General features: G+C 76.9%; 16 protein-coding genes. 9 read left to right on the plus strand and 7 right to left on the minus strand.

The annotated features are described in order from the left end of the window. Together AB4039_RS31755 and AB4039_RS31760 are read left to right on the plus strand one after the other, a co-directional pair. Positions 1-916: hypothetical protein (locus AB4039_RS31755; protein WP_442272401.1), on the plus strand; the 916-nt coding region annotated here is incomplete at its 5' end. Then, positions 909-1,322 carry a peptidase inhibitor family I36 protein gene (locus tag AB4039_RS31760; RefSeq protein WP_266846130.1) on the plus strand — a complete coding sequence of 138 codons (414 nt, stop codon included), beginning with the start codon at positions 909-911 and terminating at the stop codon, positions 1,320-1,322. The genes AB4039_RS31755 and AB4039_RS31760, both read left to right, overlap by 8 nt. A 67-nt stretch (positions 1,323-1,389) precedes the next feature. Here AB4039_RS31760 and AB4039_RS31765 read toward each other — a convergent pair whose 3' ends face one another. The 4 genes from AB4039_RS31765 to AB4039_RS31780 form a co-directional block, all read right to left on the minus strand. Continuing rightward, positions 1,390-2,454: a GNAT family N-acetyltransferase gene (locus AB4039_RS31765; protein ID WP_442272402.1), complete on the minus strand. Its 1,065-nt coding sequence runs from the start codon at positions 2,452-2,454 to the stop codon at positions 1,390-1,392. After that, complete coding sequence (locus tag AB4039_RS31770; RefSeq protein WP_442272403.1) at positions 2,451-2,978, minus strand: hypothetical protein; 528 nt, start codon at positions 2,976-2,978, stop codon at positions 2,451-2,453. The genes AB4039_RS31765 and AB4039_RS31770 overlap by 4 nt, the downstream gene beginning before the upstream one ends. Beyond that, positions 2,975-3,409 (minus strand): MarR family transcriptional regulator, encoded by a 435-nt coding sequence (locus tag AB4039_RS31775; RefSeq protein ID WP_266846127.1) that lies wholly within the window; start codon positions 3,407-3,409, stop codon positions 2,975-2,977. The genes AB4039_RS31770 and AB4039_RS31775 overlap by 4 nt, the downstream gene beginning before the upstream one ends. A 122-nt stretch (positions 3,410-3,531) precedes the next feature. Beyond that, positions 3,532-4,095: a hypothetical protein gene (locus AB4039_RS31780; protein ID WP_266846126.1), complete on the minus strand. Its 564-nt coding sequence runs from the start codon at positions 4,093-4,095 to the stop codon at positions 3,532-3,534. Between the two features lie 266 nt (positions 4,096-4,361). On the opposite strand from AB4039_RS31780, the gene AB4039_RS31785 reads away from it, so the two are divergent. The 3 genes from AB4039_RS31785 (at position 4,362) to AB4039_RS31795 (ending at position 6,922) form a co-directional block, all read left to right on the plus strand. Beyond that, positions 4,362-4,907, plus strand: coding sequence for an HPP family protein (locus tag AB4039_RS31785; RefSeq protein WP_442272404.1), 546 nt, complete (start codon positions 4,362-4,364; stop codon positions 4,905-4,907). 107 nt (positions 4,908-5,014) lie between these two features. After that, positions 5,015-5,746: a VOC family protein gene (locus AB4039_RS31790; protein ID WP_266846230.1), complete on the plus strand. Its 732-nt coding sequence runs from the start codon at positions 5,015-5,017 to the stop codon at positions 5,744-5,746. A 147-nt stretch (positions 5,747-5,893) separates the two neighbouring features. Then, on the plus strand, positions 5,894-6,922 hold the full coding sequence (locus AB4039_RS31795; protein WP_266846124.1) for a PHP domain-containing protein: 1,029 nt from the start codon (positions 5,894-5,896) through the stop codon (positions 6,920-6,922). A gap of 6 nt (positions 6,923-6,928) precedes the next feature. On the opposite strand, the gene AB4039_RS31800 is transcribed toward AB4039_RS31795, so the two are convergent. Then, the gene (locus AB4039_RS31800) at positions 6,929-7,732 is read right to left on the minus strand and encodes a UbiA family prenyltransferase (protein WP_266846123.1); all 804 of its coding nucleotides are present in this window, start codon (positions 7,730-7,732) and stop codon (positions 6,929-6,931) included. 259 nt (positions 7,733-7,991) lie between these two features. On the opposite strand from AB4039_RS31800, the gene AB4039_RS31805 reads away from it, so the two are divergent. Genes AB4039_RS31805 through AB4039_RS31815 form a run of 3 tightly spaced genes read left to right on the plus strand, consistent with a single transcriptional unit; the run spans position 7,992 to position 10,679 of the window. Then, positions 7,992-9,053 (plus strand): 3-oxoacyl-[acyl-carrier-protein] synthase III C-terminal domain-containing protein, encoded by a 1,062-nt coding sequence (locus AB4039_RS31805; RefSeq protein ID WP_266846122.1) that lies wholly within the window; start codon positions 7,992-7,994, stop codon positions 9,051-9,053. Positions 9,054-9,060: 7 nt separating this feature from the next. Further along, positions 9,061-9,648, plus strand: coding sequence for an isoprenylcysteine carboxylmethyltransferase family protein (locus tag AB4039_RS31810; protein ID WP_266846121.1), 588 nt, complete (start codon positions 9,061-9,063; stop codon positions 9,646-9,648). Next, entirely contained in the window at positions 9,645-10,679 is a 1,035-nt protein-coding gene (locus tag AB4039_RS31815) for an NAD(P)/FAD-dependent oxidoreductase (RefSeq protein WP_266846120.1), read from the plus strand. Before AB4039_RS31810 ends, AB4039_RS31815 begins: the two co-directional genes overlap by 4 nt. A 51-nt stretch (positions 10,680-10,730) precedes the next feature. Here AB4039_RS31815 and AB4039_RS31820 read toward each other — a convergent pair whose 3' ends face one another. Next, entirely contained in the window at positions 10,731-11,480 is a 750-nt protein-coding gene (locus tag AB4039_RS31820; protein WP_442272405.1) for a hypothetical protein, read from the minus strand. Between the two features lie 359 nt (positions 11,481-11,839). On the opposite strand from AB4039_RS31820, the gene AB4039_RS31825 reads away from it, so the two are divergent. Continuing rightward, complete coding sequence (locus AB4039_RS31825; RefSeq protein ID WP_442272406.1) at positions 11,840-13,003, plus strand: serine hydrolase domain-containing protein; 1,164 nt, start codon at positions 11,840-11,842, stop codon at positions 13,001-13,003. 45 nt (positions 13,004-13,048) lie between these two features. Here the strand turns inward: AB4039_RS31825 and AB4039_RS31830 are convergent, their stop codons facing one another. Then, positions 13,049-14,392, minus strand: coding sequence for a M64 family metallopeptidase (locus tag AB4039_RS31830; protein ID WP_266846117.1), 1,344 nt, complete (start codon positions 14,390-14,392; stop codon positions 13,049-13,051). Between the last annotated feature and the right edge of the window lie 32 nt (positions 14,393-14,424).

Consider the following 14,424-nt stretch of genomic DNA (forward strand, 5'->3'; position numbering starts at 1 on the left):
GCCGGATCCCGGTCCGGCCGCGCCGGCCCCCCGCTCCACGGCGGCGGCCCCGGAGCCGGACGCCGGGGCGTCCCGGCTGCTGGCGCGGGCCGAGCAGGTCCTGATCAGCCGCTGCATGGCGGAGCGCGGGTTCGCGTACGCCGTCACCGACCCCCCGGCGGTGGAGCGTCGCTCCTTCCCGTACGGGGTGGACGACGTGGAGTGGGCCCGGGTCAACGGCTACGGCGGCCGGGCCGCCCGCGAGGACGAGCGGGCCCGGCAGGCCGATCCCAACCAGCGCTGGTTCCACCGGCTGTCGGCGCGCGGGCGGGCGGCCGCCCGTACCGCGCTGATGGGGGCCTCGCCGGTGGGGCTCTCCGCCGAGGCCCCCACCGGCATGACCCTCACGGCGAGCACCGAGGGGTGCCTCGCGCAGGCGCAGCGCGCCCTGTACGGCGATCTGGCCGCCTGGTTCCGCGTCAAGGTCGTCACGATGAACCTCCGCCCCGCGCAGGAGGAGCGGGTCCGCCGGGACCCGCGGTACGCGGAGGCGGTCGGGCGGTGGGCGGCCTGCATGCGGGCGTCCGGCCGCCCGTACGAATCCCCCGAGGCCTCCCGGCGGGCGGCGGCCGCCCTGGCCGAGGAACTGCCGGCGGAGCGGGCCGACGCGGCCGAGACCGCCCTCGCGGTCACCGAGGCGACCTGCGCGACCGGCACCCCGCTGAGCCGGGTCTCCCGAACTCTGGACCACACCTACGGCGATGAAGTCCGCGCGCTCCACCAGGACGAGATCGACCTCAGGCGAAGGCTCCAGAACGACGCGCTCCCCAGGGCGGAGCGCGTCGTGTCCCCATCCGAATCCGACCGAAGCACCGACAGCACCGACAGCACCGACAGCACCGACAGCACCACACGATCCGGAGGATCCCATGGCTGAGTTCCGTAAGACGATGCTGGCCTGCGCGCTCGCCCTTCCGCTGCTCGCGGTCCCAGCGACCCTCACCACCGCCTCGGCGGCCCCGGCCGACGCCTCCGGCGTGGCGGCCGACGGCAACTACTGGGTCTGGGCGGACACCAACCGGGGCGGCCCGGCCTGCGGCTGGAGCGGCAACGACTCCGACTGGCGCACGTGCGGCGCCGGGAACAACTACGACATGAACGACCGGGCCTCGTCCTGGTGGAACAACGGCTACGCGGGCTCGCTCGGCGATGTCCGCGTCTACGAGAACATCGGCTACGGCGGCGCCTCCACCTGCGCCCCCAACGGCTCCTCGGGCAACATCCCGTGGGAGTGGAACGACCGGATCTCCTCGCACAAGTGGGTCACGAACTGCGGGTTCTGATCCGCGGTCGGAAGACCACCGAGAACGGCCTCCCGGGACCCGAACCCGGGAGGCCCCCGGTCGTCCGTCAGCGCCCCGCCGCGCGCAGTGCGTACCGGCCGGCTCCCCGGTGTTCGAAGCCGGCCAGGCGGAGCACGGCCCGGGAGGGCTCGTCCGTCTCGTCGACGGTGGCGCACAGCTCGTGCGCGCCGGGCTGGGCGAAGGCCCAGCGGGCCAGCGCGCGCAGAGCCTCGGTGGCGTGTCCGCGGCCGCGGGCGGAGGGGACCAGGTCGTAGCCGGTCCCGGCGCGGCCGTCGGCGTCGGGGGCGGCGTGGAAGCCGGTCACGCCGATCCCGCGGTGATCGCGGGAGCGCACGATGGCGTACGGTCCCCAGCCCGGCCGGTACGCGCCCCGGTCCCGGGCCCGGAGCACCAGCGCGGCGGCGGCGCGCGTCCCTTCGGGGGGTCCGTCGGCCGTCCAGGTGAAGCCGCCGGTGCCGCCGTCGGCCAGGTCCCGCGCGAGGGACGGGGAGATCTCGCAGAGCACGACGCCGGCGCCCACGACCGGGTCCCCGTACCAGCGCCAGGTCCGCTGCCGGGGCAGACCCGGTAAGCCGGCCCGGCCGGTGGCCGCCAGCAGGGTCTCCCAGGGGGCACCCGGCCCCGAGCGCGGCACGTGCGGGAAGAGCCGGTCCAGGACCCGGGCCGCCACGGGGTCCTCGCCGCGCCAGTGGGTGACGCCGAGCCCGTTGAGGATGTCGTGGGTGTGGAGCAGCAGTTCGGCGGCTCCCATCGCGGCGAAGCCGTCGGGGCCCGCGGAGCCGGCCGGATGCCAGGCCCGGTCGTCGGGGCGGGCGGCCCGGACGGCGGCGGCCAGCAGCAGCCCGCTCGCCCCGACGAGGTCGACCAGGGCGCCGGGCGGGGTGCCGGGGGCGGCGCCGACCGCGAGGGGGAGGTAGGAGCGGGTGACCCGGCCCGCGAGCTGCGCGGCGAATCCGGTCAGGTCACCGGCCAGGTGGACGGCCGTCTCCCGGCAGCTCCACTCCAGTCCCGCCGCCGGGGCGGACCAGTCCAGGTGCGCGACCGCGCGCAGCGCCCGCACGCCGGCGGCCACGGCGGCGGCCAGTCCGCCCGCGGGGTCCTCCCCCGTCACGGCTGCTGCCCGGCCGTGCGGGCAGCGGCCGTGTCCGGGTGCGGGCGGGTGTCCTGCCGGGGGAAGGGGGCGAGGTCCGGTTCGACCCAGCCGGCGCGCGCCCGCGGGGAGTCGAGCGTTCCCGGACGGTAGAAGCGGGTCGGCAGCTCCTTGTCGAGCAGGTGGGGGTGGCGGTCGGCGAAGCGGGCGAAGTCGTCCGCGTCCGGTTCGGCCGCGTGGTGGCCCACCAGTTCCACCCAGGCCCGGGTGAGGGTGGCGTGGAACTTCTCGGGCACGCCCGCGCGGACCGTGATGGCGCGGATGCCGTCGCCGATCAGGTCGGCCGCGGCGGGAACGCCGAGGCGGCGCACGGCCAGCCAGGTCAGGTGGACGTGTTCGCGATGGCCGAAGCGGCCGGTGGCCTCCTTCACCTCGGCGAGCAGCGACGCGAAGTCGGGTGTGGGGGCGGGCGTGGAGACGGGCGTGGAGACGGGCTTGGAGACGGGCGCGGGGGTGGGCGCGGGGGTGGGCGCGGGGGCGCTCATGAGGACACCTCGGTGAGAGCGTTCAGGGCGTTGCGCAGGGCGACGACCGCTTCGTCGGGGAGGCCGGCGAGGGCCCGGCGCTCCAGGCCGGTGACGGCCCGCCGGATCGTGGCGGCGGTGCGCCGTCCGGAGGGGGTGAGTTCGACGAGGACCGCGCGGCGGTCTCCCGGGCGGGTGCCCCGGGTGACGTGGCCGCGGCGTTCCAGGCGGTCGAGCACGCTGGTCAGCGTGGTGGGGCGGGTGCCGGCGGCCGCGCCGAGTTCGGACACGGTACGGGCGCGGCCGTCTGCCAGGTTGGCCAGCGCGTTGATCTCGGAGGGGGTCAGGTCGAGGTCGGCCAGCTCCGCGGCGAGCACCTGGAGGGTGGCGTGGGTGGCCCGCTGGAGCGCGAGGAGGGCGGACCAGTCGGACGGCACGGATTCGGACTTCACGATTCCGGATTATACGATTTCGTGGCATCCGGCGCCGGCCGGGCGTCCCCCGACCCCGGGGCGTCAGCCGGGCGTCCCCGGACCTGCCGGCCCGGCACCTCCGCCGCTCGCCCCGGGTGGGCTCAGTCGGGGAGCCCGGCACCGCAACGGGAGCAGTAGCGGGCGTCGGATTCGGTGGCGAGGCGGCCGCAGTCGGGACAGACCCGGTGCAGCAGGCAGGCGGCCTCGCCGCCTTCGGCCCGGAGCCCGGTGGCCAGGGGCGCGGCGGGCGCGCCGGGGCCGGCTCCGACGGCGCCCGCCCCGCCCGCGGCCAGGCCGGCAGCCGTCCCGATGCCCAGGCCGGGGCGCCGGGTGTGCACCGTCAGGTACGTCATCCCGCCCGGGCCCGCGGTCAGCGAGCGCCGCGCACCGCGCGCGAGCAGGACGGCCGAGTGCGGGCGCAGCCGGTGGGCGCGGCCCTCGGTGTCGATCCGTCCGGCGCCGTCGACGACCACGAGCAGGACGTCGAGGGCGGGCTCGGCGTGCTCCGCGATGACGGCGCCGGGGCGCAGGCGGATCAGGTTGGCGTCCAGTCCCCGTGCCGCCGCGGTCAGCCGCCACAGTGCGCCGGTGGCCCCTTCGGGGGCGCCCGCGATCACCGCGTCGAGGTCGGCCAGAACCCCGGTGGGGTCCGGGTGCGTCGTCATGCCGGTCCTTCCTTCCGTCCGCGCGTGCCCCCGCAGTCATACACGATCGGGGCCGGGGCCCAGGGGTTCTCGCGCCCATCGCCCGGGTGCCGGGGCCACCCCCGCCGCCGCCGTCGCACGGCTGAACGATAAAATCGTGGCCGGATCGCGTCGGCCGTACACGGAACGGACGCGCGGCCCGGCCCGAGGTCGATCACCGGGCCGCGGCCCGGCTCCCCGCGCTGTTCCCCGCCGCCCTGCCCTCCTGCCCCGGAACCCACCCTGCAATGAACCCCGGTACCGCCACCGCCACCCCGTCCGTCACCACTGCCGCCGATCCCCGCCCGACCGTGCCCCGGGCCCCGGCCCGGCCGAGCGCGGCCGCCGCCGTCCACAGCGTCAGCGCGGCGACGACGGTGCTGCTGGCCCTCGTCGCGATCGGCGCGATGATCCACGAGCCGGTGCTCATCCCCCCGCTGGCCGCGAGTGCCGCCCTGATCCACAGCGCCCCCACCCTGCCGCTGGCCCAGCCGCGCGGCGTGGTCGTCGGCCATCTGATCGGCGCCGCCGCCGGATACGCCGTCCTCGCGGCGGCGGGCAGCAGCGCCTGGGCGGCGGCCCTGGCGGCCGGGCTCACCCTCGCCCTGCTCACCCTCGCCCGCACCCCGCACTCCCCGGCCGTGGCCACCGCCGTGGTGACCGTCCTGCAGACCCCGACGCCCGCCCGGTTCGTGCCCCTGCTCTTCGGATCCACCGTGCTCCTCGTCCTCACCGGTTACGCCGGTTCCCGCGTCCGCCGCAAGGCACCGAGGTACCCCGCCTACTGGTGGTGATGACCCGCTGGCGCGCCTGCACGGCCCCGGGGGGCGGCGGGCGCTACTTCTTGTCTGTGGAAATTTCTGCGAAGGACGTCTTCGGCGCCCCCTGCTGGGTGAGCCTGATGGCCCGCGACCTGGAAGCCTCCCAGCGTTTCTACGGCGCGGTCATCGGCTGGACCTTCCGGCCCGCGCGGCTCGGCGAGGGGTTCTCGGTGGCCGTGCTGGACGGCGTCCCGGTCGCCGGCATCGGCGCCCTGGCCGTCGACCTGGCCGTGCCGGTGGCCTGGACCCCCTACTTCGCCGTCGACGACGCCGACGTGGCCGCGAGCCGGGTCCGCGAGCGCAGCGGGACGGTCGCGGTCGGGCCGGTCTCCTTCCCCTCGGGCGGCCGGGCCGCCCTGGTCGCCGACCTGGACGGCGCGGTCTTCGGGATCTGGGCCGGGCCCGTCGCCGCCGGCTGGCGCGTGGGCAAGGGACCGGCCCCGGCCTGGCTGGAGCTGCGCACCCGCAACGCCTTCGACGCCGCGCTCTTCTACGGCGAGGTGCTGGAGTGGGCCACGGGCCGCCCCGGTTGCTGCGAGGTCTCCTACGAGCAGGAGCAGGTCGTCCTGCGCCACGACGGCGATCCGGTCGCCCGGCTGGACAGCGGCCCGGTGGAGCCCGGCGCCTACAACCCGTACACCCGGCCCCGCTGGCACGTCCACTTCCGCGTCCCGGAACTGGACGCGGCCGTGGAAGCGGCCCTCGACCTCGGCGGGCGCACCGTCTCGGTGGTCACCACGACCGGGACGGAACGCTCCATCGCGCTCCGCGACCCCGACGGGGCCCTGTTCACCCTCACCTCCGGCGGCTGAGCCACCCGCGGGAGCAGCCGGTCGCCGGACGGCTGCTCCCGTCCGCCCGTCACCGTCCGCCCGTCACCGGTCGCCCGTCACCGGTCGCGGGGCGCCGGTCGCGGGGCGGACGGCCCGTTGCGACACTGGCCCGGGAGGAGGTGCCCCATGGACCCCGTGGCGGCGCTGGACCGGATCGCCTTCCTGCTGGAGCGCGCGCAGGCCCCCACGTACCGGGTGCGGGCCTTCCGTACCGCGGCCGCCGCCGTGACCCACATGGGCGAGCGGGAGACGGCCGAGCGGGCCGCGACCGGCTCCCTCGAATCGGTGAAGGGCATCGGACCGAAGACGGCCCGCGTGGTGAGCGAGGCACTGGCCGGTGACGTCCCGGAGTACCTGCGGGCCCTGGAGGACGAGGTCGCCGCGATGCCCGCGGGACCGCCGCCCACCCCCGCCGCCGCGGCCCTGCGCGCGGCCCTGCGCGGGGACTGCCACGTGCACTCGGACTGGTCGGACGGCGGGAGCCCGATCGAGGCCATGGGCAGGGCCGCCGCCGCCCTCGGACACGACTGGGCGGCGCTGACCGACCACTCGCCGCATCTGACGGTCGCCCGGGGCCTGACGGCCGAACGGCTGCGCGAACAGCTGCGGACCGTGGCGGAGCTGAACGCGGCGTGGGCGCCGTTCCGGCTGCTCACCGGCATCGAGTGCGACATCCTGCCCGACGGCTCCCTCGACCAGGAGCCCGAGCTGCTGGACGAGCTCGACCTGGTGGTGGGATCGGTGCACTCGAAGCTGAGGATGGAGGCCCCGGCCATGACGCGCCGGCTGCTGGCGGCGGTGCGCAACCCCCTCATGGACGTGCTGGGACACTGCACGGGACGCCTCGTCACGGGCCGGACGCGCCCCGAGTCGGAGTTCGACGCCGCGCGGGTGTTCGCGGCGTGCGCGGAGTCCGGCACCGCCGTGGAGATCAACAGCAGGCCCGAGCGGCTGGACCCGCCCCGGCGGCTGCTGCGCCTGGCCGTGGCGGCGGGCACCTTCTTCGCCATCGACACCGACGCGCACGCCCCGGGCCAGCTCGACTGGCAGATCGTCGGCTGCGAGCGGGCCGTGGAATGCGGGGTGCCCACCGGCCGCGTGGTCAACACCTGGTCCGCGGAGCGGCTCCTGGAGTGGACCCGCACCCGCGTCTGACACGGGTCAGCGGAGTCCCCTGCCGAGGACCAGGAGCAGCAGCACGTCGGCCCCCGCGACCCCCATCGTGGCCAGGAACGGCATCCGGCCGCCCGCCCGGGCCGAGCCGTACAGCAGCGCGCAGGTCAGCACGAGCAGCCACGGGCCGTACGGACCGACCGGGCCCGGCGGGCCGAGGAGCAGGCAGGCCGTGGAGGCGAGGACCAGCCCGGCGGCGACCGCGGCCGACCGGCGGGCGCCGAGCCGCTGGGGCAGGCCGCGCACCCCGGTGGCGAGGTCGTCGGCGATGTCCGGGAGGACGTTGGCGAAGTGGGCGCCCGCGCCGAGCAGGGCGGCGGCGCCGGTCAGCCACAGGGGCGGCCAGGGCCCTCCGGGCAGGGCGAGCGTCACGAAGGCCGGGAGCAGCCCGAAGGCGAGGGCGTACGGGGCCCAGGAGGCGGCCGTGGCCTTGAGCCGCAGGTTGTAGGCCCAGGCGGCGCCGACCCCCACGAGGTGCGCGGTGCCCGCGAGCGACCCCGCGGCCAGCGACAGCGGCACGCACAGGAGCAGCGCGCCGACGGCGGCGCGGTTCACGGCGGCGGCGGGCAGGACGCCCGTCGCCAGGGGTTTGTCGCGGCGGCCGGTGGCGCGGTCGCGCAGCAGGTCGGCCCGGTCGTTGGACCAGCCGACCGACAGCTGCCCCGCCGCCACCGCGGCGGCCGTCAGGGCGGTGCCGGCGGGCCCGCGCCCGGCCGCGACGGCCAGCGCCCCCGCGAAGAGGGTGACGCCGGCGGCGGGGACGGGGTGACAGGCCCGCATCAGTCCGCCCACGAGGGCGACGGGCGTGGCGGGCAGCGCCGGAGGAAGGACGGCGGCCGGCCCGGAGACGGGACCGGGGGCGGGACCAAGAGCAGGACCGGAGGCGGGACCAGGAGCAGGAGCAGCGGCGGGACCGGAAGCAGGACCAGGGGCGGGCACGGGAGCAGGACCAGGGGCGGGCACGCCGTCACGCTACGCCGTGACGGCACGCCCGTTACGCACCCTTCGCGCCGTTCGCCGGATGGCGGCCGTTATTCCCTATGTTGGGCCAATGACACGTGTCCTGGCAGTGAGCAGCGTGTTCCCACCCCACCTGTACCCCCAGCCGCAGATCACGGAGGCGCTCGCCCGCTGTCTGCCGCCCGGCACCGACCCCGCCCTGCTGCGCCGCGTGCACGCCTCGGTGCGGGTCGACTCCCGTCACCTCGCGCTCCCGCTGGAACGCTACGGTCCGGGCACCGACTTCGGCGCCTCCAACGCCCTCTTCGTCCGCGCAGCCCTGGACCTCGGCGCCGCCGCCGTGGAACGCGCCCTGGCCGGTGCCGCGCTGACGGCCGGGGAGATCGACCTGGTGCTCTCGACGACCGTCACCGGGCTGGCCACCCCCTCCCTGGAGGCCCGGCTGGTGGCCCGCACCGGGATGCGCCCCGACGTGCGCCGGATGCCGCTCTTCGGCCTCGGCTGCGCGGGCGGCGCGGCCGGACTCGGGCTGCTGCACGAACAGCTGACGGGCCGTCCCGGGCTGGCTGCACTGCTGCTGTCCACCGAACTCTGCTCGCTCACCCTCCAGCCCACCGACACCTCGATGGCGAACCTGGTGGCCGGGGCGCTCTTCGGGGACGGCGCCGGGGCCCTGCTGGCGGTGGGGGCCGGCCATCCCCTGCACGACACCGGCGCCGGGCCCGTGGTGGTGGCCGCGCGCAGCCGCCTCTACCCGGGCACCGAGCACCTGCTCGGCTGGGACATCGGCCACTGGGGCTTCCGGATGGTGCTGGGCCGCGAGGTGCCGGAGCTGGTGCGGCTGCACGTGGTGGAGGAGGTCGAGTCCTTCCTCGCCGGGCACGACCTCAAGCCCTCGGACGTCGACACCTGGATCTGCCACCCCGGCGGCCCGAAGATCCTCGACGTGCTGGCCGAGGCCCTGGGACTGCCGGAGCGCGCCTTCGCGCACAGCCGCCGCTCCCTGGCCGTGGCGGGCAACCTCTCCTCCGCGTCCGTCCTGCACATCCTCGGCTCCGTCGAGGCCGCCGGTCCGCCACCGCCCGGATCGGTCGGGCTGATGCTGGCCTTCGGCCCGGGTTTCGCCTCCGAACTCGTCCTGCTGCGCTGGTGAGGTCCTGATGCCCACGACCCCCTACCTCCTGCTCCTCGCCCTGGTGGCGGCCGAGCGGATCGCCGAACTGGTCACCGCCCGGCGCAACGCCGTCCGCAGCCTGGCGCGCGGCGCCCGGGAGTACGGCCGCGGCCACTACCCGGCCATGGTCGCGCTGCACGTCGCCCTGCTCGCGGGCTGCGCGCTGGAAGCCCCGTACCGGCCGTTCCTGCCCGCCCTCGGCTGGACGGCGCTCGGCCTCGCGGTGGCGGCGCAGGGCCTGCGCTGGTGGTGCGTCGCCACGCTCGGGCCGCGCTGGAACACCCGGGTGCTCGTGGTCCCCGGGCTGCCGCTGGTCACGGGCGGGCCGTACCGGTGGCTGCGGCATCCCAACTACGTGGCGGTGGTGGCCGAGGGGCTCGCGCTGCCCCTGGTGCACTCGGCGTGGCTGACGGCGACCGCGTTCACGGTGCTCAACGCCCTGCTGCTGCGGGTCCGGATCACCTGCGAGGACCGGGCTCTGGCCACCTGCGGCGGCGCGGGGCGGCCCGCCGCCCCCGACGCGGCGGATCCGGGCATCGCGAGGGCCTCCGGCATCCCGGGGGTCGCGCCGTGATCGACCTGCTGGTCGCGGGCGGCGGCCCGGCGGGACTGGCGACCGCGATCCACGGGGCGCTGGCCGGGCTGGAGGTGGTCGTCCTCGAACCGCGGCCCACCCCGATCGACAAGGCCTGCGGGGAGGGTCTGATGCCGGGCGCCGTCCGCCGGTTCGAGGAACTGGGCGTACCGGTGCGCGGCCGGCCCTTCCACGGGATCCGCTACGTGGACGGGGTCACCGGCCGGAGCGCGGAGGGGCTGTTCGGCTCCGGCCCCGGGCGCGGCACCCGCCGTACCGAACTCCAGGCGGCGCTCGCCGCGCGGGCCGGGGAGCTGGGCGTACGGATCGTCGCGCGGCGGGCCGACGAGGTCCGCCAGGACGGACACCGGGTCGGCGCGGGCGGCCTGACGGCCCGGTACCTGGTGGCGGCGGACGGACTGCACTCCCCGGTGCGGCGCGCCCTGGGCCTGGCGGTACCGGCCCCGGCGGGGCGGCCCGCGCGGTACGGACTGCGCCGGCACTACCCCGTGGCCCCGTGGAGCGACCTGGTGGAGGTGCACTGGGCGCACGACTGCGAGGCCTACGTGACCCCGCTGGGGCCGGACCGGATCGGTGTGGCGGTGCTGACCTCGCGGCAGGCGCCGTTCGACGTCCAGCTGGCCGACCGCTTCCCGGCGCTGGCGGCCCGGCTTCCGCCCCCCGCGCCGGACGCCGGGGTGCGCGGCGCCGGGCCGCTGCGCCAGCGGGCGCGGGCCCGGGTGTCGGGGCGGGTGCTGTTCGTCGGGGACGCGGCCGGGTACGTGGACGCGCTGACCGGGGAGGGGCTGACCCTGGCCGTCGCGGCGGCGGGTGAGGCCGTGCGGTGCGTGCGCGCGGGCCGGCCGCAGGAGTACGAGCGCGCCTGGCGGGACCTGTCGCGGGCGTACCGCGTCCTGACCTCGGGCCTGCTGTGGGCGCGCGGACGGCCGGCGCTGGCCGGGCGGGTGGTTCCGCTGGCGGCCCGCCTGCCCGGGGTGTTCACGGGCGCGGTGAACCTGCTGGCACGGTGAGAGGGGCCCCGGCCGCGCAGTAAGCGGCCGGGGCCCCTCGTCCGGGTGGGGTCAGGCGGTACCGCCCGCCCCCGTGTGCGCCGGCCGGTACGTCAGCGCCAGGCCGGCCAGGACCGCCCCGGCGCCGGGGCAGAGCACCGCGGTGACGCCGGCCCAGGGGTACGCCCCGCCGAGCGCGCCCAGGAGGGGGTCGAAGAACACCAGACCGCCCACGACGTGCAGGGTGACCACCGCGAGGGCGGCCACGGCCGTGACCCGCCAGACCACCGCGGTGTCGCGTATGGCCAGCAGCCCGCCGACGAGGAGGCACAGCAGGGCCGCRGCCGGTGCCGTCCACCGGGCGGGGTCCCCGCCGGGCAGGGCCGCGGCCGGGTCCTGCGGCAGGTGCAGGACCCCGCACAGCAACAGCGCGGCGGCCGTGGGCCAGCGCAGGACGTGGCGCAACGCGCCCCGCTCCCGGGCCGGTACGGTCACCGGCGCGGGGGGCGCCGCGGGTACGGGCCGGCGCTCCGGGGGCGGGGGCGGTGCGAGGGGCGGCCGGGTGGGCCGGACCGCGGCGGGAGATCCGTCGGCGGGCCCGCCGGGAAGCCCCTCGGGAGCCGTGTCGGGCCCCAGGATGCTCGCCGGGAGGGCGACGTCCCGTGCGGTGACCGACGGGGCTCCGTCGGCGGCGGCCGGGGTGCCGGCGGAGGTGCCGGCCGGGGGTCGGTCCGGGGTGGGGGCCGGAGTGGGGGCCGGAGTGAGGAGTGGACCGTCGCGGTCGTCGTGTGGGGCGGCCGCGAGGGTGCTGGGGTCATTCATGGAAAGCTCCGTTCGCCGACACGCGGGTCTACACGTCGCGCGCCGGTCATCGTGCGTCATGGGAATCGCACGCTTCGTTACATTCAGCGCCACGGACCGGCACTGCGCCATTCGGGGCGGGCAAACGGGTCTGTGCCGCGCCCGTACGGGGCTGAGGGGCCGGACACGCCCCCGGCCGTCGCCTCCCGGGGACGGCCCGCGCGGGAGAGTGGGCCGGTCCCGTCGTCCAGGAGGACGCCGCCGTGCCGGATGCCCGCTCCACCCGCCGCCCGGCGTCGACGCGGCCTCCGCACACCACTGCGCCCCGTGGGACGCGCTCCCGGCGCCCGCCCCCACCCCGTCCTCCGGAAGGTGAAGCCATGAGCGGTCTGCGCGAGGTCCTGGAACCGTACGTGGGCGGCGCGGCGGCGCCCGGGGCGGTGGCCCTGGTGGCGCACGGCGACCGGGTCGAGTCCGTGGCCCTCGGCCACGCGGAGGCCGGCGGGGACACGCCGATGGCCCCGGACTCGCTCTTCCGGGTGGCGTCGCTGACCAAGCCGGTCATCGCCGCCGCGGTGTTGATGCTCGCCGAGGAGGGTCTGCTGACCCTGGACGCCCCGGTGGCGCCCTGGCTGCCGGAACTGGCCTCGCCGGTGGTCGTCCGCCGGCCCGGCGGGCCCGTCGACGACGTCGTGCCGGCCCGGCGGCCCGTCACGGTCGAGGACCTGCTGACCTTCCGGGCCGGCTGGGGCTTCCCGTCCGACTTCAGCCACCCGGCCGTCGGGCTGCTGTTCAGCGAGCTCCGGCAGGGGTCCCCGGAGCCGCAGCGGATCGCGGCGCCCGACGAGTGGATGGCGGCCCTGTCCCGGATCCCGCTGCTGCACCAGCCGGGCGAGGCGTGGTTGTACAACACCTGCTCCGACGTGCTCGGCGTGCTGATCGCCCGGGTCTCGGGGCGGCCGCTGTCCGGGTTCCTGGCGGAGCGGATCTTCGGGCCGCTCGGGATGGCCGACACCGCGTTCTCGGTCCCGGAGGGCGTGCTCGGCCGGTTCACGGGCTACTACCGCGCCGGGCCCGAGGGGGGTGCGCCGGAGCTGGTGGACGCCCCCGACGGCCAGTGGAGCCGCCCGCCCGCGTTCCCTTCGGGCGCGGGCGGTCTGGTCTCCACCGCCCCCGACCTGTTCGCCTTCGCGCGGATGCTGCTCGCCGGAGGGCGCGCCGACGACGGGCGGGCGCTGCTGAAGCCCTCTTCCGTAGGGCAGATGACGACCGATTGGCTGACACCGGCCCAGCGCAAGGGCGGCGAGCTGTTCCTGGAGGGGCAGGGCTGGGGCTTCGGCGGTTCCGTGGACGTCGCGGCACGGGATCCGTGGAACGTCCCCGGCCGCTACGGCTGGGTGGGGGGTACGGGCACGGCCGCGCACATCGTGCCGTCCACCGGGACGGCCGCCGTCCTGCTGACCCAGCTGGAGATGAACGGCCCGACCCCGCCCGCGGTGATGCGAGCGTTCTGGACGTACGCGGCCGGGCCGCGACGCCCCTGAACCGGCGCCGTCACCCGGCCGCGCGCGCCCGCGCCCGCACCCGCGTCAGAGCCGGACGGTCCAGCTCACCGTCGACGTGAGGGTGCGGGCGACCGCGGGATCGCGGACCGCGGGAGTCCGGTCCTCGGCGGTCACCGTCAGCTTGTGGGCCCGCAGGTCGAGCAGCCACAGGTCGGCCACGCGCACCTCGTCCCGGCCCGCGAACCGCTTGAGTTCCCGTCCGTCGAGGTACCAGCGCACCACCGGCTGCCGTCCGTCCGCTCCGGCCAGGTGCGGAACGGCCGCCTTCGCGGTGTGCCGCGGCCGCAGGACGCGGTCGGTGGGGGTGAGCGCGGTGACGAGGTTCGCGTGGCGGTGGAACCCGCCGATCATCGCCTCGACTCCCGGGAGGTTGAAGGGCTTCCCCAGCACACGCATGATCGAGCTGTCGGTGGGGCGGTAGAGGCCGGTGACGTAGTAGCCGCCGCCCTCGTACGCGCCGACGGTCCCGCCGTCGGGGGACGGTTCGCCCAGCCAGCGGTACCACTTGGCCCGCTGCGCCGCCATCCGGTCGGCGTCCAGCGTGGAGGTGTTGGCGTCGGCGGGCTCGGGGCCGGTGTACTTCTCGTAGTCCGGCACGCCCGGGTAGGAGTACTCGTCGGCGAGCTTGCCGAGGGAGTGTCCGGTCTCGTGGATGGCCACCTGACCGGACTTGGGGTGTCCGGCGGACGCGGTGGAGATCCCCTCGTAACCGAGGGTGGCACTGGGCTCGTTGTACCCGGCCCCGCCGTACTTGGCGCTGTTGGCGAGGACGATGACCAGGTCGGCTGCGGGCGCCTTGGCCACGTACGCGTCCACCTTGGGCTGGTCCACGCACAGCAGCCGCTCGATGGACTCGCACCAGAAGTACGAGCCGAGCGCGGTGTCGCGGACGGCGTCCGGGCCCGGGTCGCCGGAGACCCCGGACTGGGCCGAGACGGCGTCCACGGTCCAGACGTTGAAGAGGTCGCGGTAGGTCGTGTAGGGCTCGACGGCCGTGACCTCGGCCCACTTGGCGCGGGCGTCGGCGTGGAACTGCCCGAGCTGGTCGGCGGTGTAGCCGTCGCCGATCACGACCACGTCCAGCCGGTCCGCGGTGGGGCCGTTGTCGATCATCTTGGTGACCTGGCCGTCGGCCTCCCGGGCGGCCCCCGAGAGGCGGGAGGCGGCCTTGGCGGGCCCGGCGGCCGGCACCCGGACGTGCCCGGAGCCGGCTTCGCCGCCGTGCTCCGGACCGGGTATCTCGACCTCGACGGCGGTGCGGTGGGGCGGGTCGGCCGCCGCGACGGGCGCGGTCGCGGTCAGGAGTGCGGCGCCCGCGCAGAGCGCGGCGAGGGCCGCGCGCAGGGCCGGCCGGACGGCTGGTGTCATGAAGTCCTCCGCCTGGAGCAGGAGTGGGGTGG

It is taken from the genome of Streptomyces sp. M-16 (genome assembly GCF_052114405.1).
Classification (GTDB): domain Bacteria; phylum Actinomycetota; class Actinomycetes; order Streptomycetales; family Streptomycetaceae; genus Streptomyces.

Excerpts from the sequence above, each read along its gene's own strand:
- AB4039_RS31760 (WP_266846130.1), top strand. The coding sequence starts at position 909 with ATGGCTGAGTTCCGTAAGACGATGCTGGCCTGCGCGCTCGCCCTTCCG.
- AB4039_RS31785 (WP_442272404.1), top strand. The coding sequence starts at position 4,362 with ATGAACCCCGGTACCGCCACCGCCACCCCGTCCGTCACCACTGCCGCC.
- AB4039_RS31770 (WP_442272403.1), bottom strand. The coding sequence starts at position 2,978 with ATGAGCGCCCCCGCGCCCACCCCCGCGCCCACCCCCGCGCCCGTCTCC.
- AB4039_RS31825 (WP_442272406.1), top strand. The coding sequence starts at position 11,840 with ATGAGCGGTCTGCGCGAGGTCCTGGAACCGTACGTGGGCGGCGCGGCG.
- AB4039_RS31790 (WP_266846230.1), top strand. The coding sequence starts at position 5,015 with ATGGCCCGCGACCTGGAAGCCTCCCAGCGTTTCTACGGCGCGGTCATC.
- AB4039_RS31830 (WP_266846117.1), bottom strand. The coding sequence starts at position 14,392 with ATGACACCAGCCGTCCGGCCGGCCCTGCGCGCGGCCCTCGCCGCGCTC.
- AB4039_RS31805 (WP_266846122.1), top strand. The coding sequence starts at position 7,992 with ATGACACGTGTCCTGGCAGTGAGCAGCGTGTTCCCACCCCACCTGTAC.
- AB4039_RS31810 (WP_266846121.1), top strand. The coding sequence starts at position 9,061 with ATGCCCACGACCCCCTACCTCCTGCTCCTCGCCCTGGTGGCGGCCGAG.
- AB4039_RS31780 (WP_266846126.1), bottom strand. The coding sequence starts at position 4,095 with ATGACGACGCACCCGGACCCCACCGGGGTTCTGGCCGACCTCGACGCG.
- AB4039_RS31795 (WP_266846124.1), top strand. The coding sequence starts at position 5,894 with ATGGACCCCGTGGCGGCGCTGGACCGGATCGCCTTCCTGCTGGAGCGC.